We start from the raw sequence: 22,413 nt of genomic DNA, 5'->3' as shown, positions 1-22,413 counted from the left end.
GGTCTTTTTGGCAATAGAATTAAGGATTACCAGCCAGAGGCCAGGATATCAACCAGATGGATAACCTGAATGGGGAGTTGTTGTTTCCGGATGTAGCTATGCATCTGCATCAGGCAGGAGCTGTCGGTCGAAACGATGTATTCGGCGCCAGTGCTCAGGGCGTTTTGCACTTTTTGTTCGGTCATGGCCACCGAGATGGGTTCGAAACGGGCGGCAAAAGTTCCGCCAAAACCACAGCACACATGCCTGTCGGGCATCTCGACCAGCTCGAGGCCTTTTACCTGTGCCAGCAACATGCGGGCTTCGCCGGTCAGGCCATATTCGCGCAGCGCTGCGCAACTGTCGTGGTAAGTGACCTTGTGCGCGAAGGTGGCGCCAAAGTCGAGAAAGCCGAGCTTGTTTACAAGAAAATCGCTGATTTCGAATACATTGCGCACAACGCGCTTGTATTCCATATGACTACCGGTATTGTGAAACAGCTCTGAGAAATAGTTCTTGATATATCCTGTGCACGAAGCCGAGGGGGCAACAATCGGCCGGTCGTGCGGAAAATCGTCCATAAACTTCTCACCAAGTTTCTTTGCCTCGTCCCAGAAGCCGGCATTAAAAGCCATCTGACCGCAACAGGTCTGCGCAGGATTGTAATGCACGTTCACACCGGCCTTTTTGAGCAGCTTGACGGTGTTCATCCCGGTTTCGGGGAACATCTGGTCGATAAAACACGGGATGAAGAGGTCGACAGTCATCATATGTCAATATGGCACAAAGATAAATTATTTACATAAAAGCTATTTTCCGGCACCAAATTCCTGAATCGGGAATATTTGAAAATAGTTCCAGGGTGGTGAGGCAGGGGGATTGGCTTCCACGAACAATTCCTGTTTGCTCACAGGATGGATCAGCCGGAGGCTGCGGGCATGCAGGGCAATGGCTCCTTTGGCGAGGGTGCGGCTGTCGCCATACTTGAGGTCGCCGGCTATAGGACATCCCATGGCAGCTAGCTGTACGCGGATCTGATGGTGACGGCCGGTGTGCAGCTTTACTTCCAGAAGGAAGAACGACCTGCTGGTATCCAATAGCTTGTAGTCCAGATGCGCAGGCTGTGCGCCGGGTTTGGTGGCATCCACCACAAACGATTTGTTGAGTTTTTCGTTTTTCAAAAGAAAATGTTCGAGGCGGCCTGCGGTGTTTGGGGGTGCGTTGCGTACTACAGCCCAGTAGGTCTTTTCTATCTCCCTGTTCTTGACCATATTGGTAAGCCTGCTGAGCGCCTTGCTGGTTTTGGCATAGATCACACATCCGCTTACCGGCCGGTCGAGGCGGTGCACCAGGCCCACAAAAGCCTCTCCGGGTTTGTTGCGGCTGATTCGGATGTAGTTTCTGACCTCTTCGAGCAGGGTGAGGTCGCCGGTTTTGTCGCCCTGCACCAGCTCCGAAGGCAGTTTGTTAATGATCAGAAGATGGTTGTCCTGATACAGGATTCTTTCGCTCAGCGGGATGCTCACCTATAATTAATATTGCTCGCGCTCGTTCGGAAAATCGAGGGTTTTTACATCGTGGATGTAGCTGCCAACGGCTCCGCGTATTTCTTCGTACAGGTTGTGGTAGCGCCTGAGGAAGCGGGGCGAAAATTGCTGGTTGATGCCCAGCATATCGTGCAACACCAGCACCTGTCCGTCCACGCCGCTGCCCGCCCCTATGCCGATGGTCGGGATGCGGAGCGAGGCCGTAACCTCGGCCGCCAGGGCAGCGGGAATTTTTTCGAGCACGATGCCAAAGCACCCCGTTTCCTCAAGCAGTTTGGCATCGCTGCGCAGTTTTTCAGCTTCGCGCTCCTCGCGTGCCCGAACCACGTAGGTACCAAACTTATTGATGCTCTGAGGCGTAAGTCCAAGATGACCCAGCACCGGAATGCCTGCGCTCAGGATGCGCTCCACCGACTCGACGATTTCGGCTCCGCCTTCCAGCTTGACCGCGTTTGCGCCAGATTCCTTCATGATGCGGATGGCCGACTGCAGCGCCTCTTTCGAATTGCCCTGGTAAGTCCCGAAAGGCATATCCACCACCACGAGCGAACGCTTGACCGCCCGCATCACCGACGAAGCATGATAGATCATCTCGTTGAGGGTGATGGGCAGGGTGGTTTTATGTCCGGCCATCACATTCGAGGCGCTGTCGCCAACCAGGATGACATCGATACCTGCCTCGTCCAGAATCTTGGCCATGGAATAGTCGTAGGCCGTGAGCATGGCTATCTTCTCGCCCTTGAGCTTCATCTCCTGAAGCACATGGGTGGTGATTTTTGGAATATCTCTTGAAAGATACATGTTTAATCGGTGTTGAAACTGCCGGCAAAGGTAGGGCAAATAAAAGCCCTTTAACAAGAGCCGGCCGGCCGATAATTGACCAGCCGCAACAAAACAAACTGATAAACGTTACTTTTGCACCCTTCAATGAATGTTTAATCTTATGTTTTACCGACTTGCAGGCATTGTTTTGCTGACCACCACATTACTCATAAGTGCGTGCAGTACCGATGTGGACAACTTTGCCGACTATAAAGATATTACCATAGTTTACGGCATGCTCGAGGCAGGCGCCGACACTACCTTTATCAAGATAACCAAGGCTTTTCTGGGGCCGGGCAACGCCCTGCTCATTGCCCGCATCCCCGATTCGAGCAATTATCCCGGCAAGCTCGAGGTGCAGCTCCAGGGTAAAGTGGGCAGCAATACGCTCCCACCCATCACGCTCGACACCATCACCATACACAACAAACTGGCCGGCGACTCGGTGTTTTATTTCCCCAGCCAGAAAGTTTATTACACCAAAGCCGCCCTCAACCCCAATGCCACCTACACCCTCACAATCAACAAACCCAGCGGGGAACCGGTGACATCGACTGCAAACATCGTTAGGGATTTTGCAATTCTGCAGCCCACCAACCGCATCAACTTTGCTGCAACCACACCCGCACTCATCAGATGGAACTCGGCCGAAAATGGCAAGCGGTATGAAGTGAAACTGGTGTTTCATTACGAAGAACTTATACCAGGTGTAGCCGATACGGTAAAGAAAACCATGGAATGGAACCTTGGGATGCGACGTTCGGAAACCCTTGGTGGTGGCGAAAACATGGAAATCAGCTACCTGGGTCAGGAATTTTATAACCGCCTGGGCGGACAGCTCACCAATCAGCTGAATGTACGCCGCTTTGCCGGCCCGGTGGACGTGGTCATTGCCTGTGCGGGCGATGAGCTCAGCACCTACATCGATGTGAACAGCCCCAGCAACAGCGTGGTCCAGGAGCGGCCGCAGTTTACCAACATTAACAACGGTACCGGCATCTTTTCGTCGCGCCGCACTGTGGTGCGTACCTACCGACTGTCGGTGCAGAGCGAAGTGAAACTGGTGGAAGACTTCAACTGGGGTTTCGAAATCAAACCTGTCCCCTGACCCTTCTTCCTGACCTCACCGCTGCCATTTGTCAGCCAATGTCGCGGATTCCGGCCCCTTGCTTTTATGCGTTTCTGCCTTTTTGTCAGCATTACAGCATTGGGGAATTGTTATATCTGTCCAAATCTTAACACGCTGGTTTACAGTTAGTTAATAAGACAAAATTGGTTTTATTGATAAAAAGCACCCCTGAATATTGATTTTCAGCCTGATGAAGACCTGCTTGGCATAATCATTGACGGCGGAAGGGAAATTTAATTCAGGAGGAAACAATATGGGAAAAATTATTGGAATAGACTTAGGAACGACAAATTCATGTGTGGCCGTAATGGAAGGTAACGAGCCTGTGGTGATCCCCAACAGCGAGGGACGCCGCACCACACCTTCGATTGTGGCTTTTACAGATAGCGGTGAGCGCAAGGTGGGCGATCCGGCAAAACGCCAGGCCATCACCAACCCGAAGCGCACCATCTTTTCGATCAAACGCTTTATGGGCGAGACCTTCGACCGTGTGACCAAAGAAGTTGAAAGGGTGCCCTATAAAGTTGTGCGCGGCGACAACAACACCCCGCGTGTGCAGATTGACGACAGAATGTACACCCCTCAGGAAATTTCGGCTATGATTCTTCAGAAAATGAAGAAAACAGCCGAAGACTATCTGGGTCAGCCTGTTACAGAAGCTGTAATCACCGTGCCGGCTTATTTCAGCGACTCGCAGCGTCAGGCCACCAAAGAAGCCGGAGAAATTGCCGGTCTCAAGGTGCGCCGCATCATCAACGAACCCACAGCTGCAGCCTTAGCCTACGGTCTGGATAAAAAGAAGAACGACATCAAAGTAGCTGTATATGACCTTGGCGGCGGTACGTTCGACATCTCGATCCTCGAGCTTGGCGACGGGGTGTTCGAAGTAAAATCGACCAACGGCAACACCCACCTCGGTGGCGACGACTTCGACCAGAACATCATCAACTGGCTGGCCGAGGAGTTTATGAAAGACGAAGGCGTTGACCTGCGCAAGGACCCCATGGCCCTGCAGCGCCTTAAAGAAGCTGCCGAAAAGGCCAAGATTGAGCTTTCGAGCTCCACCGAGACCGAAATCAACCTGCCTTACATCATGCCGGTTGACGGTGTGCCGAAACACCTGGTACGCAAGCTGACCCGTGCCAAATTTGAGCAGCTCAACGACCACCTGATCAGGGCTACCATCGAGCCTTGCCGTCAGGCGCTCAAGGATGCCGGCCTGTCGGCTTCCGACATCGACGAAGTAATTCTTGTTGGTGGTTCCACTCGCATCCCTGCCATCCAGCAGATTGTGCGCGACTTCTTTGGCAAGGAACCTTCGAAAGGCGTGAACCCCGACGAAGTAGTAGCCGTTGGCGCTGCCATCCAGGGCGGTGTACTCACAGGCGAGGTTAAAGACGTGCTTCTGCTCGACGTAACCCCCCTCTCGCTGGGTATAGAAACCCTCGGCGGTGTGATGACCAAGCTGATCGAAGCCAACACCACCATCCCGACCCGCAAATCGGAGGTGTTCTCGACAGCATCGGACAACCAGCCCTCGGTAGAAATCCACATCCTGCAGGGCGAAAGGCCCATGGCCCGCGACAACAAGAGCATCGGCCGCTTCCACCTCGACGGCATCCCACCGGCACCGCGCGGTGTGCCACAGATCGAAGTAACCTTCGACATCGACGCCAACGGCATCCTGCATGTGTCGGCCAAAGACAAGGCCACAGGCAAATCCCAAAGCATCCGCATCGAAGCCTCTTCGGGACTCACCGAACAGGAAATCAAACGGATGAAGGAAGAAGCCGCAGCCAATGCCGAAGCCGACCGCCGCGAAAAAGAAAGGGTGGACAAGCTCAACGCAGCCGATGCACTGATCTTCCAGACCGAAAAACAACTGAAAGAATACGGCGACAAGCTGCCTTCGAACAAAAAGGCTGAAATCGAAAGCAGCCTCGAGCAACTTCGCAATGCCCACAAGAGCCAGGACCTGAGCGCCATCGACAGCGCAATGAACAAGCTCAATGCCGTGTGGCAAAGCGCAAGCGAGGAGATGTACAGGGCCACCCAGCAACAACAGCAGCAGGCACCGAATCAGGATGCCGGAACCAACACCGGCAACCGTGGTGGCGATGACGAAGTGACCGATGTTGACTTCGAAGAAGTAGATAAAAAATAAGTCACATCCACGTGTTATACATAAGGTCGCATTCCCTTGGGATGCGACCTTTCTGTTTTTATCCAACATCCCGTCAAAAAAGGCGACATATCGGTAGCCCCGTTAGGGGCGACACGTCAATAGCCCCGTTAGGGGCGACACGTCAATAGCCCCGTAGGGGCGACACGCCAATAGCCCCGTAGGGGCGACACGTCAATAGCCCCGTAGGGGCGACACGTCAATAGCCCCGTTAGGGGCGACACGTCAATAGCCCCGTAGGGGCGGCATCACAAACACATTCCACGCGTTTCCATATTATAATCCTCAAAAAATACATTCCTCATACAAACCTGATTCACAATGTCTTAAAAAAAGTGATACCAGTCCGGCGACAAAATGAAACCAGGTAAAAGCAAGTTGAGACCCCATTTGGCCACGGCACGGGTAGTTTTGCCGGCAGAAACCAAAACCTCTGCCCATGCCAACACAAAGGCCGCTCAAAGTTCAAATGATTATCCTTGTCGCGCTATGTTCGGTGATATTTTCTCTGCCTTCCTGGGGCAAGACAGTGCGGCAAGCCCATAAGCCCGATGAGATCCCCTACCCATTTGCAATAAGGTTCGACCCCATCAAACGCATCTTGCTGGTAAATTTTACAAACGACCCCGATTCAATCTACGAGGGTTTCGAACCACAGGTGATGAGGTTGTCTGATGGTAACGAAGCCCACCTTGTCATTGGCTGGAGGCTGGACGGACGGGTAGATGTGTATCATGACCCCCGCTTGCAACCGGATTCCACGACCTACCGCATTGCCGGCAAAGGCCTGTCGAAGCTGGTTCCTACCGTGTTTGCCGAAGCTGAGTTCCGGATGACGACCACAGGAATCACTGCTTCATATGATTTTCGGGATGCCTTTGACAGGCAGGTCTCTGTTGTGGTATCAGAGCACGGCCACAAAAAGCGTAAGCCTTTCAGCCTGCTCGCACCCATGGGACTTGCCGCATCCGAACCCCAGGCTTTACCCTTTCTGCTGCTTCACGACTTTTATTTTGTCAGACGCAAAAACACTGAGCTGCACATCCGAATCGGCGGTAGATTGCATGAGGCCGACAAACTGGCATTTCCCATCGATGGAAAACGCATGTACTTTACCCGCTACAGCATGCGACCGGTGATTGCAAGCTTTCTTCCGGCAGCCGAAAGCACATTGCCTCTTCATACAATACACCAGAACACTGACGTGGAGCTGAACCATGACGCTTCCGGCCAGCTTATATCCGCAACCTGGTATGGAGCCGATTATCCGGTTACGATGCATCTTGACCAGGCTATGCCACCTCTGAATGTGCTTTTCCAGCGGCATACCCCTTACGAATCCCGCTTCACACTCAGCGGCCACAAATCAGCCGGAATGATCGGCGGCACCATCAAGGCCCGACGTGATGGCGACACCCTCCACCTCGTTTTGCAACCAACCGATGGCTGGAAACCCAGACCGGACCGCCTGAGTCTGAGAATTCTATATCGCGCCGCAGCTATGTTTCGCCACTGGCCGAAAAACTACCTCTGGCAGGCAAAGATTACGAAGGATGCGGCAGGAAAGCTTTTCATTCAATCGCATTGGACTAACCACAAACCACAATGAATCATATGATGCAGGCAATGATGAAGATTGTGCTTCCACGGTTCACCCGTGGAATGCTAAAGGCCTTTGAATGTCTAATAACTGATTTTCAACAAACTAAATCATACATACCATGAAACATCTTTTGCGTTTTCTTTTTCCGGTCCTGCTGCTTTCGTGCAGTGCCGGACAGCAAACCACCAAAACCAGAATTTCCGCAGTGGCAGGCATCAACTTGGGCGGCATGACCGAAAACACCGACATGTCGGCATTGGACAAACAAGCTGATGCGTACACCGGGGCAACACGTGCGGGCTTTCACGCCGGCTTACGCGCAGCGCAAAGCCTTGGACCGGTTGAGTTCGAGACTGGGGCCGAGCTCATGAACAACCGTCAGCATTTTACTTACCACGACGCCGACTGGGGCTACGAAGGCCGGAGAGATATCAGCCTGAACCAACTCAACATACCTTTTACCATTGGATTTCCGGTACTACCAGGCTTGCTTCCACAGGCCGGACTCAGAATTTCGGCGGGTTACCTCCTGCAATTCAATCACCTGCATGCAGTGGAGCACGGCCTATTGCCCGATTACAGCATAAACAAGCGCAGCTCGGGCGCCACGCTTAGTTTTCAGGGCAACCTGCTCAACGAAAACGGCAAGCCCAGAATTGGGCTTTACGGATCGCTTTACCGCGGCTCACGTGTGTTCACCGATCCCTACAACCCAACGGATGCCGAAATGCCCGGAACCTCGTTTGGAGCCATTGGCCTGAGATTTTATTTGTTTTCACGCTAAACCTTGACAATATGTTCAGACACCTTTTCGCACTGCTTATCCTGGTGCATGGGAGCATTCACCTGATGGGATTTCTTAAAGCCTTTGACCTTGTCAGGATCGAAGAGCTTGAACTAAGCATCGGCAGAGCCGCCGGAATGGGCTGGCTGGTGTCGGCTTTGCTTTTTGTTGCAGCTGCCCTGCTTTTTTGGGCAGGTCACGAAGCCTGGCCATTTGTGAGCCTGGCCGGAGCCGCAGTTTCGATGGTACTCATCCTGTTTTCGTGGCAGGCAGCCAAATATGGCATGATACCTAACCTGCTGATTTTGACCATTGCCTGGATGTGGTTTGGCATGCACAGGATGGATATTGCCAACCGGAATGAGCTTCACGAACTGCTGGCTACCCGGAACCATTATGAAGCCGATGCAGGTAAAATGAATCATATGACCGACAGCCTGCCCGAAGCTGTGCGCAATTGGCTCAGGCAAAGCGGGGCTGACTTCAGCACGGAGGTAAGTGCAATCAAGGTGAGCCAAAAGCTGCAAATGAAGCTGAAACCTTCTCAAAAACAGTGGTTTGAGGCGCAGGCCGAGCAATACGCACTTGTGCATCAACCGGCTTTCATCTGGAAAGTGAAGCTAAATGTCAGTCCGTTGATCCACATACAAGGCCGCGACCTTTTTGCATCAGGCAAAGCCGAGATGCACATCCGGGCCAACGGGCTGGTGGATTTGGTCAAAGCAACGGGGCCAGCCACCGCCGATGGCAGCCTGATCCGCTACCTGGGCGAACTGGTGTGGTATCCCTGGGCAGCGCTCAGCGATCATATCAGCTGGCAGGAGATTGATAACCAAAACGCCGTTGCCACCATCCGAATCCACGACATGCAGGCATCGGCACGATTTACCTTCGACGAAAAAGGGCGATTTCTGATGCTCTCGGCCATGCGGCTGATGAACGAAAACGATCCGCAGCGATACGAATGGGTCACCGAAGCTTACGAATGGCAGCGCTTTGATGGAATCGATTTGCCCTCGCGTGTGCGGGTAAGCTGGATCCTGCCCGAAGGAAAATGGACCTGGCTCGACGTGCAGATAACCGGCCTTGAACGCAATCCGGATGGCTTTGTCAATGATATTTTCTGATTGCGCAATCTGCACAGGCATTTTGAAAAAATGTTTAAAAGACTGTTGACGAGACCCCCTGAGTTTGCCTGACTTCGGCCAAATGGCTACCTTAGCGCCAAATGCAAAAACCGCAACATGGAAAATATTAAACCTTACATCGAAAGTAACAAAGACCGTTTCCTGGAGGAGCTTTTCGGTCTGATCCGTATTCCTTCCATCAGCTCGCAGAGCGAACACAAAGCAGATATGATACGTGCTGCTGAGTACTGGCGCGACAGCCTGCTCAAAGCCGGAGCCGACCGTGCCGAGGTGATGCCCACCGATGGCAACCCGGTGGTGTATGGCGAAAAAATCATCGACCCTGCCCTGCCGACTGTGCTGGTTTACGGACATTACGATGTGATGCCCGTAGATCCGATTGAGTTGTGGAAAAGTCCGCCTTTTGAGCCGGAGATCCGCGATGGCAAGATTTACGCCCGTGGGGCCGACGACGACAAAGGTCAGGCCTTCATGCACGCCAAGGCATTCGAAACCCTGGTGGCCACAGGCAACCTGCCCTGCAATGTAAAATTCATGATCGAAGGCGAGGAAGAAATCGGCTCGCCCAACCTTGGAAAATGGTGCACCGAGCACAAAGACATGCTCGCAGCCGACATCATCCTGGTATCGGATACCAGCATGATCGGACCTGACATTCCGTCGATAACTACCGGTCTGCGCGGACTTTCGTACTGGCAGGTGGAAGTGACCGGCCCCAACCGCGACCTGCACTCCGGACTTTTCGGCGGCGCCGTGGCCAACCCGATCAACACCCTTGCCGAGATGATCGCAGGCATGCTCGACAAGGACAACCGCATCACCATCCCAGGATTTTACGACGATGTGCTCGAAGCAACCCCCGAAGAGCGTGAGCTGCTCAACAAGGCCCCGTTCAGTCTCGAAGCCTATAAACAAGCCCTCGACCTCGAAGAAGTAAGGGGCGAAACCGGCTACACCACCATCGAAAGGGTTGGCATCAGGCCCACCTTCGATGTATGCGGCATCTGGGGTGGATACACCGGCGAAGGCGCCAAAACCGTACTGCCATCCAAGGCTTATGCCAAGATCTCCTGCCGCCTGGTGCCCAACCAGCATCACGAAAAAATCGGCAGGCTGTTTGCCGATCACTTCACCAGCATCGCACCAAAAACGGTTAAAGTTAAAGTGGAATACCTGCACGGTGGACAGGCCTACGTGTGCCCCATCGACCTGCCGGCTTACAAAGCTGCTGAAAAGGCCTACATGCAAACCTTTGGCAAACAGCCCGTACCCATGCGCAGCGGCGGAAGTATTCCCATCATTTCGACCTTCGAACAAATACTTGGCCTCAAAACCATCCTCATGGGATTCGGCCTCGAATCGGATGCCATCCACTCGCCCAACGAAAACTACCCGCTCGAAAATTTCTACAAAGGCATCGAAACCATCACCTGGTTCTATCACTACTTTGCCTCAAGCAAGGCCTGATCACCGGAAGAATACCCATAAACAAAAGGGCTGTCCCATGCGAGACAGCCCTTTTTTATTCACATTCTTTCGCGTTATGAAGGGATACGGAAAACAGAGGTGCCTTCGCGGAAATTCTTCACCCCATCCTGCAAAAACCTGACAAAAGCATCGCGGTTGAGGTCATAGGCACGGGGTTGCACCAGCACCTCGCCATTGTGGCCCATAATCACATAAAACGGCTGGGCGTTTACGTTGAACTTGCTGATCTGGAAATCAGCCCATTTGCGCCCGATGGTCTTTTTCACCTTGCCATCATAAGTGGAGGTGACCCACTCCGATTCGGGCAGGCTGGTTTTGTCGTCCACATACAGGGCAATAATCACATACTCGTCCTGAAGCAGTTGCAGCACCCTCGGATCGCTCCACACATTGGCTTCCATCTCGCGGCAGTTGACGCAGCCATGTCCGGTAAAATCGATGAAGATGGGCTTGTTGAGCGCTTTGGCGCAGGCCAGACCTTGTTCGTAGTCGAAGTAACCTTCCAGTCCGTGGGGCAGATGAAGTTTATCGGCATATTTGGGCGGCTCACATTGTTCGAGCCTGCTTTGCCATTGCGCTGCACCACCGGCCGCCCTGGCCTGCTCGCGTATGATCCTGTTCAGGTCGAAATCGTGGGTGGCCATGGGAGGCATGTAGCCCGACAATGCCTTGAGCGGGGCTCCAAACATGCCCGGAATGAGATACACCACAAATGTAAAGGTGATGATGGCCAACATCAATCGTGGCACACTCAGGTAAGGCACTTCGTCGTCGTGCACAAAACGCAGTTTGCCAAGCAGATACATGCCCATCAGGAAGAAAATCACTATCCAGAATGCGATGTAAATCTCCCGGTCGAGGATGCCCCAGTGGTAGGTTTGGTCGGCAACGCTCAAAAACTTAAGCCCGAGCGCCAGCTCGATAAAGCCCAGCACCACCTTCACCGAATTGAGCCAACCGCCCGATTTTGGCAGATTGCTCAACCAGGATGGGAAGAAAGCAAAAAGCGTGAATGGCAGGGCAAATGCCAGCGAAAAACCAAACATGCCGATGATGGGCTTGAGCACCTGACCTCCTGCCGATTCCACAAGTATGGCGCCCACAATTGGTCCGGTGCATGAAAACGAAACGAGCACCAGGGTAACCGCCATAAAGATGCTCCCCACATATCCACCCTTATCTGCCTGCGAATCAGCTTTGTTGATCAACCAGTGAGGCAGTGTGAGTTCAAACATACCGAAAAAGGAAGCGGCAAAAATGACGAAGATGAGAAAGAACAGAATATTTGGCAGCCAGTGTGTGCTGAGCCAGTTGGCAATGTCAGGCCCAGCTACCACAGCCAGGATGGAACCAATCAGGGTGTATATAGCGATGATCGAAATGCCATAAACCAGGGCCTGAAGCTTGCCCTGCACTTTCTTGTCCTTGTCTTTCATGAAGAAAGAAACCGTCATCGGTATCATAGGGAAGACGCAAGGGGTGAGTATGGCAGCCAGACCGGCCAGAAATGCCACAAAGAAGAAAATCCAAAGGTTGGAATCGCCACCCAGTATGTCGGCGCGCCCGGCCTCGCTTACAACTTGCGCGGGTGCTTCGCCGGCCACCAACAACTGCTGCCCGTCGTACACCAGGTCGAAGTCTTCGTAAAGCGCCACACAACCTTTGTCGTCGCATACCATGTACGAAATCTCACCTTTGATGTTAAAAGGCACATCTGCCAGGGGCCTGATGCGCTGACGGAACTGAGCTTTCCCTTCAAACGTGCCGATCTGCATCTCGAATACATCGTCGTATTTTATCCTGGGTGCAATGGCTTCGACCACTTCTCCCACCAGTTCGAAATTGCCGGAGTTCTCAAATGAAAAAGCTGTGGGCAGGGGGCCGTTTTCAGGAATGTCCACAGAATACAGGTGAAATCGCTCTTCAATCTGTGTATCAAAAATTAGTTCAATGATGCCGGCATCAACTTTTTCGGCCGAGAATGCCCAGCGAACAGGCTGCAGCGGCCCTTGTGGAGCAACGGCCTGCTCAACGGCTGGTTGACCTGAGGCCTGAACGCCTCCCGGGTTGAGCGTAAACTGAAAATCCTGCTCGGTGGGTGGTGTGCATCGCGTGTCGTCGCAGGCCATAAATTCAATGCTGCCCCTGACAGTTACCGTTCCTTCGGCATTGAGTTTGACCCGCTGACGAAAAGTTGCCTGCCTGGAGAACCATTTGAGCTTCATCTCAAAGTTCGGATCGTATTGCACTTCGGCTTGTGGCTCCACAACCTTGCCAACAAGGGTGAACGCATCCGAAGGCTCGAAAGTGAATACCGTGGCCGGCGGACTCATGGGAATGTCCTGCGAGTAGAGGTGCCACTTTGGCTCGATATCGGCAATAAACAAAAGGTCGAATTCTTTATCTCCGATTCTCTCGGTACTGAAGCGCCACTTTACCGGCTCCAGAATCTGCGCTTGCAAAGGTGCAAACCACAAAACAAACATTAAGGCAACGAATGCTAGGAAGCGTTTTTCCATCGTCTTGATTTATAAGGTTGCAAAAATACAGATTATGAGGTTTGGATAGTGATATTAATGCGATTTATCACTCAGTAGCATCGTCCGTTCTGACACCGACATGTTTCGACCTTATCACAAGCACTTTTCTGGTTTGGGCGCTTATGCGGTAAGGGTGTGCAATACGGTGCCCGCACAGCCACACAATCTGCCCGTTTGCATCCGCAATTACCAGTGCCTTTTTTTTCATTTGACGCGTAAAGTGGTTGTTGACAAAAAAATCGCTCAGCAACTGTGACCCCTTCATGCCCAGGGGAAAAAAGCGGTCGCCCTTGCGCGGACACCTTAGAAAAAGCGGCAGGCGCAGGGTGTCGTAGTCGAGCCAGGCCTCTTCCTTGTTGCGGGAATATTCCATACCCCGGTGCCAGTTTATCAGTTCAATTTGCAGTCCGCTTTCGCTTTTCTGTTCGGGATATATTTGTATTTCAGGCTGTTCTGTTTCGTTTTTCCGGCTAATTTCCAAAAATTCGCCCGCGATGTACACCTCATATTCCGGTGAAGAAAACACCTTGCCCGGCTGCGCATCAAGCACATTGGACAATTGCAAAACCTGGCTGCTGTTGAAGCCGAAAGGCGAGAGAAGCTCATACAAAACTGCCATTGGCGAGCTAAATGCGTTGATGCTTCCCTTGTCAATCCGGAAAACCCCTTCCCCGGTTGGTCTCAGCAAATCCTGCCGCAGCTTATCAGAAAACTCCCTGTACAGATTCGACTGGTTTGCAATAAGTTGCACACTTTTTTCCAGACCTCCGCGCTCATTTCCGGTCAACTCGTTGAGTACCGGAATCAGATGATGCCGGATTCTGTTGCGCAGGTAATCGTCCTTTTGGTTTGAGCTGTCGTCGCGCCAGCTGAGCCCGTGTTGCCGGGCATAGGCTGCAATTTGGGCTGAGCGTGCCCACAGAAGCGGACGGATGATTTTTCCGTTCACAGGCCGCATGCCCGTCAGACCTTTAATTCCGGTGCCCCGGATGAGGTTGATCAGCATGGTTTCGATCTGGTCGTCCTGATGATGCGCCACGGCCACGGCCGGTAAATTTCGACTATTGAGAAGTTCATCGAACCACGCATATCGAAGTTCGCGGGCTGCTTCCTGGAGCGAAAGCCCCTTTTCGTGCATAAATGCGCTGGTATCGAACCGTCTCACATGACATGGAATGCCCGCCTTGGCGCAAAGTTCCCTCACAAACTGCTCATCTTCATCGCTTTCGGCGCCTCTCAGTCCGAAGTTGGCATGAGCAGCCTCCAGGAAATAACCAGCCTCCTGAAGCAGCTTAAGCAAAACCACCGAATCGCGCCCGCCACTCACGGCCACCAGCAGGTGGCTGCCCTGCAAAGGCATCTTGCACAAGCGCATGAAGCTAAGCATCTGGCTTTTCATGGGATAAAGTTAGAAGAAAAAAACCGCCCCCTACGGAAGCGGTTCTATTTGGCTTTGGTTCAATGATTAATCAATTGTCCATGTTGGACTGCTTTGCAGCAGGTCGTCAGCAGTTTTGAATTTACTTGTCTGTTTTTCATGCTCAATCAGGTCCACGAGACTTTGGTCGAATGTGGGCGCTGCCACCGATCGGATAACACCGAGTGCAACCGGATATTCAGGCGGCATCATGCGGGCAATCATCATGTGGATGCCGGGGTCTTTCTCGTATTGGTCGTGCACCAGTATGTCGGCCTCGGTGACGCCATTTTCGCCTATGGTTACCACTTCGAGCCGGGTTCCTTTGAGCACAATACCTTTATTCCGGTCTTTACCAAAAATGAGCGGCTTGCCATGTTCGAGCCAGAGCTGATTATCGTCGCGGGTTTCCTTGCTGGTGATCAGGTCGTGGGCCTTGTTGAAGAAAATGACGCAATTCTGCAGTATCTCGACCACCGAAGTGCCTTTGTGTTTGGCAGCTTCCATGAAAACGGACGTCATGGCTTTGGGATTGGTGTCGAGCGCACGTGCGAAGAAATTGCCCTGCGAGCCGATTACCAGTTCACCGGGGTTGAAAGGCCTTTCGATGGTTCCCTGAGGGCTGGTTTTGGTTTTTGAACCCTGCGGCGTGGTGGGCGAATATTGCCCTTTGGTCAGGCCGTAGATTTTATTGTTAAACAGGAGTATGTTGATATCAATATTTCGCCTGATGGTGTGAATGAAGTGGTTACCTCCAATGGCCATGCAGTCGCCGTCGCCGGTAATCATCCACACACTCAGCTTTGGATTGGCCAGCTTCACGCCGGTGGCCAGTGCTGCTGCCCGGCCATGGATACCATGAATGCCATAGGTATTCATGTAATAAGGAAAACGCGAGGAACAGCCAATGCCCGAAACCACCACAAAGTCTTCTTTTGCGATGCCGAGATTGGGAAACACGTTTTCGACCGCATGCAGGATGGCATGGTCGCCACATCCTGGACACCATTTCACCATCTGGTCGCTGGCAAAATCGTCTTTTGTCAGTTGCATTACCGGGGTATCTATTTGCGTATTTTCCATGGGTTAGGCGTTTAAAAGTTTTTCGAATTGTTCCTGAAGCTCGGCCACCAGGAAGGGCAGACCCTGAATCTTGTTGTACTGGTGGTATTTGAACTGCGGGAAGTTCATTTTCAGATACTTGACAAACTGTCCGTTGTTGATCTCGCAGACGATGATCTTTTTGTATCTGCCCAGAACTTCTTCGGTATTGCGGGGCAGGGGCATGATGTGTCTGAAATGTGCCAGGGCAATGGAGTAGCCTTCCTGTTGCATTTTTTCTACCACAGTGCGCATCACCCCATAGGTACCTCCCCAGCTCACCACCAGAAGTTCGGCTTCATCCGGACCGATCACTTTTTGTTCCGGCAAATAATTGGCTACGCGCATCACCTTTTCCTCGCGCAGCAGGGTCATTTTTTGATGGTTAAGCGGGTCGTGCGACACATTGCCGCTCACATCTTCTTTCTCAAGCCCTCCCACACGATGACGCAAGCCGGGTGTGCCGGGGATAGCCCATTTGCGGTTGAGTTTTTCCGGATCGCGGCGATATGGTTTGTACTCGGGATCGTTGGCTTGTGCAATGGGTGGGTGAATTTCCGGCAGGTCGGCAACGGCAGGAATCCTGAAGACTTCCGAACCATTGGCCAGCGAGCCATCGGTGAGCAGGATAACGGGGGTCATGTGTTCCATGCTCAGCTTGGCAGCTTCGTAAGCACTGTAAAAACAGTCGGTCGGACTCTGGGCAGCCACGATGATGACAGGAGCTTCGCCATTGCGTCCAAATAGCGCCTGCATCAGGTCGCTCTGCTCCGACTTGGTTGGCAGTCCGGTGGAAGGACCGCCACGCTGCACATCCACAATCACCAGGGGCAACTCGGTCATCACAGCCAGTCCGATGGCTTCCGATTTGAGCGAAAGCCCTGGACCACTGGTGGTGGTGATGGCCAGCGAACCAGTGTAGCTTGCGCCTATGGCGCTCACAATGCCGGCAATCTCGTCCTCGGCCTGAAAAGCTTTCACACCAAGGTTTTTATGGTAGCTGAGCTCCTGCAGGATTTCCGTTGCCGGGGTGATTGGGTACGAACCCAGAAACAGCGGTCGGCCGGCCCGCTCTGCCGCGGCTATGAAACCCCATGCTGTGGCCACATTGCCGGTAATATTGCGGTACTTACCTTTGCTCAGGGGCGCAGGGTTTACCTTATATACATGGCCAACAATTTCCATTGTGTCGGCATAGTTGTACCCGGCGGCAAGCACGGACTTATTGGCCTGAACTACAATAGGATTGGCTGCAAATTTTTTCTCGAAATACTGGTAGATGACTTCTGGTTCGCGGCTGAACATGTACATGACCATGCCCAGGGCAAACATATTTTTCGTTTTGAGTGTGGTTTTAGGGTCAAGGTTGAGGTGTTTAACGGCCTCTTTTGTCATGCTCGATATCGGGGTGCGAATCACCCTGTAACCGCTCAGGCTGCCATCGGTGGTGGGGTCGGTCGTGTAACCGGCCTTTTCGAGCCATTTGTCGTTGAAGTTGTCGCTGTCGATGATGATGAGGCCTTGCGGCTTGATCCAGCGCATATTGGCTTTGAGCGAGGCCGGATTCATGGCCACAAGCACATCGGCCAGGTCGCCCGAGGTGTACACATTCTTGCGACCAAAATGAATCTGAAAGCCCGAAACACCGGACACAGTGCCCTGAGGAGCCCTGATCTCGGCCGGATAGTCGGGAAAAGTGGCAAAATCGTTGCCTGCAAATGCCGTCGAATCGGAAAAGAGCGATCCGGTGAGCTGCATTCCGTCGCCGGAGTCGCCGGCAAAACGAACCACTACCTGTTCCAGTTCAACAACTTTGTTATTGTTGTTTGCCATACCGTTGTGATTGATTTTCAGGCAAAGGTAGTACTTAATTGCCAAGGCTTTCAGACCCCAAACCGAGCCAATAAGCTATCCGGAAGGCAGCCAAGGAACACACTAAAAATATCCCTTTGTAAATCAGCAAATTAATAAATAGACTGCAACAGCTTAAATGCATCCGGCAAGCATAAATTAAAATCAGTCTAAATTCCGGATAAGCCGCGGGGCTTCATTTTCAATACATTTGAAGCGCAGTTTAGATTTGCTATAAATTAACATTTACCCTGTTTTGGGTATTGACTGTTGTATATCTTTGCACCACATAACGTTCATCAAAACCAAAACAATACCACTATGGCTTACAAAATTACCGACGCCTGCACAGCATGTGGCACCTGCATTGACGAATGCCCTGTTGATGCCATTTCCGAAGGCGATATCTACGTGATCGACCCCGATATCTGCACCGACTGCGGTTCGTGCGCCGATGTTTGCCCCGTAGAAGCCATCATTCCGGAATAAGGAGATTTGCCAAAGCCCACGCGGCATCTTATTCAAAATCGATTTACTGTGGAGCAGCCACCGAACCGGCTGTTCCTTTTTTTGTTTAGCCTGTAGCCCCGGCGGCAGTCAGGCGCAAGGGGTTTTGTGCTAATTTTGCAGATTAAACACAGCCCAGGCTTCATGGACGTTTATAACTATCTGAACAGCAGCGACCCTTCAGTGATCGAAGACCTTTATCTGCGCTTTCGCGAAAACCCGCAAAGTGTGGACGAAGGCTGGCGAAAGTTTTTCGAGGGATTCGACTTTGCAGCCCGTAACTACAGCAAACGCCCGGTACAATCAGGCGATGCTGTCAAAACCGTCAAAGAGTTCAAGGTACTCGACCTGATCAACGATTACCGCAAGCGCGGTCACCTCTTTACGCAAACCAACCCGGTACGCAAACGCCGTCAGTACCGGCCCACACTCGATATCGAAAACTACGGCCTGACCGAGAAAGACCTCAACACAGTTTTTGAGGCAGGTAGGGAAATCGGCCTGGGGCCGGCAAGTCTGGCCTCCATCGTGGATGCGCTCAAAGAGACCTATTGCCGCAGCTTTGGCGCCGAATTCATGTTTATCCGCAATGTGGATATTGTGCAGTGGCTGCTTGCCCGCATGGAGCCTGTGCGCAATCTGCCATCGTTCACCCGTCAGGATAAAAACTGGATCTTCGTCAAACTCGACAGGGCAGTCAATTTCGAGAAGTTCATTCACAAAAAATTCCCCGGTCAAAAGCGTTTCTCGCTCGAAGGAGCCGAATCGCTCATTCCTGCCCTGGAAGCCATATTAGAAAAAGGTGCAGAACTCGGCACCGAAGAGCTGGTTATCGGCATGGCGCACCGCGGCAGGCTCAACGTTCTGACCAACGTGCTGCGTAAGCCCTACATGGACGTATTCAGCGAGTTTGAGGGCAAGGAATATGAAGACGAAACCCTGCTGGGCGACGTGAAATACCACCTGGGTTATACCTCAGTCCGCAAAGCCACCAATGGCAAATCCGTCAAACTCACCCTCTCGCCCAACCCCTCGCACCTGGAAGCCGTTGACCCTGTGGTTGAAGGCATCACACGTGCCAAAATTGACCAGATTTACAAGGGCGATTACAAAAAAGTCGTTCCCATCCTCATCCACGGCGACGCTTCCATAGCCGGCCAGGGCGTGGTGTACGAAGTGGCACAAATGTCGGAGCTTCGCGGCTACAAAACAGGCGGCACCATTCACCTGGTGATCAACAACCAGATCGGCTTCACAACCGATTACCTCGATGCCCGCTCGAGCACCTATTGCACCGACGTGGCCAAAATAACCCACTCGCCCGTGTTTCACGTGAATGGCGACGACCCTGAAGCAGTGGTGTATGCCGTACAGCTTGCCATGGAGTTCAGGGAGAAATTCCACAAAGATGTGTATGTGGATTTGTTGTGCTACCGCAAATATGGCCACAACGAAGGCGATGAGCCAAGGTTTACACAACCACTGCTCTACAAAATCATCGAAAAACATCCGAATCCGCGCGACATCTATGCCAAAAAACTCATAGAGGAAGGCGTACTCAGTCCGGAACAAGCCCAGCGCATCGAAGCCCATCACCTTCAGGTACTCGAAGACAGCCTGAGCGGTGCGCGCGCCAAAGAAAAGACGCAAATCACCAACTTTTTGCAGGAAGTATGGGATCACGTCCGAAAGGCCCGCGAAAACGACTTTCTGGAATCGCCCGAAACAGGGGTTGATGAACAATTGCTCCGACAGATAGCCCACGGCCTCACCCAACTTCCCGACAACAAACAGTTTTTCCGTAAAACTGTCAAGCTTCAGGAACAGCGTCGCGAGATGGTGTTTCAGCAGGGCGTGGTCGATTGGGCCATGGCCGAACTGCTGGCCTACGGCACCTTGCTCACTGAAAAACATCCCGTGAGGCTGAGCGGGCAGGATGTGGCCAGAGGCACATTCTCGCACCGGCACGCCACGCTCAGGGTGGAAGACAGCGAAGAAGAATTCACCCCGCTGAATCACATAGCGCCCGATCAGGCAAAGTTTGAAGTGTACAACTCCTTGCTGAGCGAATACGGCGTGCTTGGTTTTGAATACGGTTACGCGCTCGCTTCACCCGATGCACTCACCATATGGGAAGCCCAGTTTGGCGACTTCAACAACGGCGCCCAGATCATCTTCGATCAGTTTGTGAGCAGTGCCGAAGAAAAATGGAATGTGATGAACGGACTGGTGATGTTTCTGCCGCATGGCTACGAAGGCCAGGGACCAGAGCATTCCAGCGCCCGCATCGAGAGATTTCTGACGCTTTGTGCCGAACAAAACATGCAGGTGGCCAATTGCACCACCCCGGCCAACTTCTTCCACATCCTGCGCCGCCAGCTGAAAAGGCCCTTCCGTAAGCCTCTGGTTATCTTCACACCCAAGAGCCTGCTGCGTCATCCCTTGTGCATCTCCAAACTGAGCGAGCTCACCAATGGCAAATTCATGGAGGTGATCGACGATGCAGCTGCTGACCCTGAAAAAGTTAGCAAGCTGGTGTTTTGCAGCGGAAAGATTTATTACGAACTCCTCGAAGAGAAACAAAAACGCGGCAGCGACGACATCGCCCTGGTGCGCATTGAGCAGCTCCACCCGCTTCCGGTGCATCAGATGCGCCAGGTAGTAAAAAAATATCACAAAGCCCGCACCCACCTCTGGGTGCAGGAGGAACCCCTGAACATGGGTGCGTGGCGCTATATCCACCACGAATTCAAAGATGTCAATCTCAGGTTGGTGGCCAGACCTCAAAGCGGAAGTCCGGCCACAGGATCAGCCAAATTTCATGTGATCAGCCAGCAAAAGCTGATTGATAAAACTTTTGAAAAATGCGACTGCCCCATGCTCGAAAAAGAATGCGGCATGATCTGCATTGGCAACAAATGGCGTTCGTTCGAACAAGAGCTCAAGGATATGAATGTGGATATGGTGGACAGCAAGTTCCACTCGGCCACTAAAAAACTGGAATAATCAGCCAAGACCATGACAATAGAAATAAAAGTACCAAGTCCGGGTGAATCCATCAGCGAAGTAATCCTCTCCAACTGGCTGGTTGACGACGGTGCCTACGTGGAGAAAGACCAGGATATTGCCGAGGTTGACTCCGACAAGGCCACACTTAGCCTTGCCGCCGAGGCAGCCGGCATCATCCGCCTGAAAGCCAAAGCCGGCGACACGGTCGAGGTAGGTGCAGTGGTTGCCGTGATTGAGCTTACAGACGAAAAACCGCAAACAAGCGCACCCGCGCCTGCACCAAAAAAAGAAACTGCGCCCGCTCCGGTGGAAACCAAAAAAGCAGATGCAGTGGTCAATGAAGCGCAAAAGGCAGTGGAGAATCAGGATATATCGCTGCATATCAGCCCTTTGGCCCGAAAAATAATGGAAGTTGAAAACCTGAGCGAAGCCGACCTGATCGAAGCAATCCGGCACATGCGTATTGGTCGGAAAGACATCGCATTCCTGAAAGCGCAGAAAGACAAACAGCCGGCAACACCACCCCTACAGGCAGAAGTGCCGGGTGTCGCCCTGAGCTCGTGGCCAGGCCAGCGCAGCGAAGAGCGCAAACGCATGACTCCCCTGCGCAAAAAACTCTCCGAAAGGCTGGTATCAGTCAAAAACGAAACCGCCATGCTCACCACCTTCAACGAGGTGAACATGAGCCCCATCATGGAGCTGCGGAGCAAATACAAGGATGCTTTCAAACAGAAACACGGCGTCAACCTGGGCTTTATGTCGTTTTTCACCAAGGCGGTCACCGAAGCCCTGCGGCACTTTCCGCAGGTGAATGCACAGATTGATGGCGACGATATTCTTACTTTCGATTACGTGGATATGAGCATTGCGGTATCTGGCCCGAAAGGACTGGTAGTACCTGTGATCCGCAACGCCGAGATGCTCAGCCTGGCCGAAATTGAGCTGGCCATCAAGGACCTTGCCACCAAAGCCCGCGAAAACAAGCTGACACTTGAGGAAATGAGCGGCGGCACCTTCACCATCACCAATGGGGGGGTGTTCGGTTCCATGTTGTCCACACCTATCATCAATCCGCCACAGTCGGCAATCCTCGGTATGCACAACATTGTAGAGCGTCCGATAGCCGTGAAAGGCAAAGTGGAGATTCACCCTGTGATGTATGTGGCATTGAGTTATGACCACCGCATCATCGACGGGCGCGAGTCGGTGAGTTTTCTGGTCAAAGTGAAAGAAATGCTCGAAAACCCCAACAGGATGTTGTTTGGCGGCAAAGACCCCGCCGAAATTCTGCTTGACCTGTAAACCG

Annotated in this window: 16 protein-coding genes; 9 read left to right on the top strand and 7 right to left on the bottom strand. The window is 52.5% G+C overall.

Going from position 1 to position 22,413, the window contains the following annotated elements:
• Positions 1–26: 26 nt before the first annotated feature.
• From IPM52_13655 to panB, 3 genes are read right to left on the bottom strand one after another with little or no spacing between them, the layout of a single operon-like run.
• Positions 27–746 carry a (Fe-S)-binding protein gene (locus tag IPM52_13655; protein ID MBK9292651.1) on the bottom strand — a complete coding sequence of 240 codons (720 nt, stop codon included), beginning with the start codon at positions 744–746 and terminating at the stop codon, positions 27–29.
• 42 nt (positions 747–788) lie between these two features.
• Complete coding sequence (locus tag IPM52_13650; protein MBK9292650.1) at positions 789–1,481, bottom strand: RNA pseudouridine synthase; 693 nt, start codon at positions 1,479–1,481, stop codon at positions 789–791.
• Positions 1,482–1,511: 30 nt separating this feature from the next.
• Positions 1,512–2,327 carry a 3-methyl-2-oxobutanoate hydroxymethyltransferase gene (gene panB / locus IPM52_13645; GenBank protein ID MBK9292649.1) on the bottom strand — a complete coding sequence of 272 codons (816 nt, stop codon included), beginning with the start codon at positions 2,325–2,327 and terminating at the stop codon, positions 1,512–1,514.
• Between the two features lie 142 nt (positions 2,328–2,469).
• Here panB and IPM52_13640 point away from each other — a divergent pair, with 142 nt between their 5' ends.
• The 6 genes from IPM52_13640 (at position 2,470) to IPM52_13615 (ending at position 10,661) form a co-directional block, all read left to right on the top strand.
• On the top strand, positions 2,470–3,456 hold the full coding sequence (locus tag IPM52_13640; protein ID MBK9292648.1) for a DUF4249 family protein: 987 nt from the start codon (positions 2,470–2,472) through the stop codon (positions 3,454–3,456).
• Between the two features lie 274 nt (positions 3,457–3,730).
• Positions 3,731–5,641 carry a molecular chaperone DnaK gene (dnaK, locus tag IPM52_13635; GenBank protein ID MBK9292647.1) on the top strand — a complete coding sequence of 637 codons (1,911 nt, stop codon included), beginning with the start codon at positions 3,731–3,733 and terminating at the stop codon, positions 5,639–5,641.
• 457 nt (positions 5,642–6,098) lie between these two features.
• Positions 6,099–7,268 (top strand): hypothetical protein, encoded by a 1,170-nt coding sequence (locus IPM52_13630; protein ID MBK9292646.1) that lies wholly within the window; start codon positions 6,099–6,101, stop codon positions 7,266–7,268.
• A 112-nt stretch (positions 7,269–7,380) separates the two neighbouring features.
• Positions 7,381–8,046, top strand: a complete 666-nt coding sequence (locus IPM52_13625; protein ID MBK9292645.1) for a hypothetical protein — start codon at positions 7,381–7,383, stop codon at positions 8,044–8,046.
• A gap of 11 nt (positions 8,047–8,057) precedes the next feature.
• Positions 8,058–9,173 carry a hypothetical protein gene (locus tag IPM52_13620; GenBank protein MBK9292644.1) on the top strand — a complete coding sequence of 372 codons (1,116 nt, stop codon included), beginning with the start codon at positions 8,058–8,060 and terminating at the stop codon, positions 9,171–9,173.
• Positions 9,174–9,290: 117 nt separating this feature from the next.
• Positions 9,291–10,661 carry a dipeptidase gene (locus IPM52_13615; protein ID MBK9292643.1) on the top strand — a complete coding sequence of 457 codons (1,371 nt, stop codon included), beginning with the start codon at positions 9,291–9,293 and terminating at the stop codon, positions 10,659–10,661.
• Between the two features lie 74 nt (positions 10,662–10,735).
• Here IPM52_13615 and IPM52_13610 read toward each other — a convergent pair whose 3' ends face one another.
• From IPM52_13610 to IPM52_13595, 4 genes are all read right to left on the bottom strand, one after another.
• Positions 10,736–12,811: a thioredoxin family protein gene (locus IPM52_13610; protein ID MBK9292642.1), complete on the bottom strand. Its 2,076-nt coding sequence runs from the start codon at positions 12,809–12,811 to the stop codon at positions 10,736–10,738.
• Between the two features lie 457 nt (positions 12,812–13,268).
• Complete coding sequence (gene tilS / locus IPM52_13605) at positions 13,269–14,621, bottom strand: tRNA lysidine(34) synthetase TilS (GenBank protein ID MBK9292641.1); 1,353 nt, start codon at positions 14,619–14,621, stop codon at positions 13,269–13,271.
• A 66-nt stretch (positions 14,622–14,687) separates the two neighbouring features.
• On the bottom strand, positions 14,688–15,722 hold the full coding sequence (locus IPM52_13600; GenBank protein ID MBK9292640.1) for a 2-oxoacid:ferredoxin oxidoreductase subunit beta: 1,035 nt from the start codon (positions 15,720–15,722) through the stop codon (positions 14,688–14,690).
• Between the two features lie 3 nt (positions 15,723–15,725).
• On the bottom strand, positions 15,726–17,573 hold the full coding sequence (locus tag IPM52_13595; GenBank protein ID MBK9292639.1) for a 2-oxoacid:acceptor oxidoreductase subunit alpha: 1,848 nt from the start codon (positions 17,571–17,573) through the stop codon (positions 15,726–15,728).
• A 339-nt stretch (positions 17,574–17,912) separates the two neighbouring features.
• Here IPM52_13595 and IPM52_13590 point away from each other — a divergent pair, with 339 nt between their 5' ends.
• From IPM52_13590 to odhB, 3 genes are all read left to right on the top strand, one after another.
• A complete protein-coding gene (locus IPM52_13590; protein MBK9292638.1) occupies positions 17,913–18,080 on the top strand; it encodes a 4Fe-4S binding protein in 168 nt (55 codons plus the stop codon).
• A 162-nt stretch (positions 18,081–18,242) separates the two neighbouring features.
• Entirely contained in the window at positions 18,243–21,104 is a 2,862-nt protein-coding gene (locus IPM52_13585; protein ID MBK9292637.1) for a 2-oxoglutarate dehydrogenase E1 component, read from the top strand.
• Positions 21,105–21,116: 12 nt separating this feature from the next.
• Positions 21,117–22,409, top strand: coding sequence for a 2-oxoglutarate dehydrogenase complex dihydrolipoyllysine-residue succinyltransferase (gene odhB / locus IPM52_13580; protein ID MBK9292636.1), 1,293 nt, complete (start codon positions 21,117–21,119; stop codon positions 22,407–22,409).
• Positions 22,410–22,413 lie beyond the last annotated feature (4 nt).

The sequence above is a fragment of the Bacteroidota bacterium genome (genome assembly GCA_016715945.1).
Lineage (GTDB): Bacteria > Bacteroidota > Bacteroidia > Bacteroidales > F082 > JALNZU01.
This window is presented reverse-complemented; position numbering and strand designations above follow the sequence as displayed.

Bases quoted from the DNA above. Each gene is read 5' to 3' on its own strand.
- panB (MBK9292649.1), bottom strand. From the start codon at position 2,327: ATGTATCTTTCAAGAGATATTCCAAAAATCACCACCCATGTGCTTCAG.
- IPM52_13595 (MBK9292639.1), bottom strand. From the start codon at position 17,573: ATGGCAAACAACAATAACAAAGTTGTTGAACTGGAACAGGTAGTGGTT.
- IPM52_13655 (MBK9292651.1), bottom strand. From the start codon at position 746: ATGACTGTCGACCTCTTCATCCCGTGTTTTATCGACCAGATGTTCCCC.
- IPM52_13600 (MBK9292640.1), bottom strand. From the start codon at position 15,722: ATGGAAAATACGCAAATAGATACCCCGGTAATGCAACTGACAAAAGAC.
- IPM52_13615 (MBK9292643.1), top strand. From the start codon at position 9,291: ATGGAAAATATTAAACCTTACATCGAAAGTAACAAAGACCGTTTCCTG.
- IPM52_13640 (MBK9292648.1), top strand. From the start codon at position 2,470: ATGTTTTACCGACTTGCAGGCATTGTTTTGCTGACCACCACATTACTC.
- IPM52_13620 (MBK9292644.1), top strand. From the start codon at position 8,058: ATGTTCAGACACCTTTTCGCACTGCTTATCCTGGTGCATGGGAGCATT.
- IPM52_13630 (MBK9292646.1), top strand. From the start codon at position 6,099: ATGCCAACACAAAGGCCGCTCAAAGTTCAAATGATTATCCTTGTCGCG.
- IPM52_13585 (MBK9292637.1), top strand. From the start codon at position 18,243: ATGGACGTTTATAACTATCTGAACAGCAGCGACCCTTCAGTGATCGAA.
- dnaK (MBK9292647.1), top strand. From the start codon at position 3,731: ATGGGAAAAATTATTGGAATAGACTTAGGAACGACAAATTCATGTGTG.
- IPM52_13610 (MBK9292642.1), bottom strand. From the start codon at position 12,811: ATGGCCTGCGACGACACGCGATGCACACCACCCACCGAGCAGGATTTT.
- odhB (MBK9292636.1), top strand. From the start codon at position 21,117: ATGACAATAGAAATAAAAGTACCAAGTCCGGGTGAATCCATCAGCGAA.
- IPM52_13590 (MBK9292638.1), top strand. From the start codon at position 17,913: ATGGCTTACAAAATTACCGACGCCTGCACAGCATGTGGCACCTGCATT.
- tilS (MBK9292641.1), bottom strand. From the start codon at position 14,621: ATGAAAAGCCAGATGCTTAGCTTCATGCGCTTGTGCAAGATGCCTTTG.
- IPM52_13625 (MBK9292645.1), top strand. From the start codon at position 7,381: ATGAAACATCTTTTGCGTTTTCTTTTTCCGGTCCTGCTGCTTTCGTGC.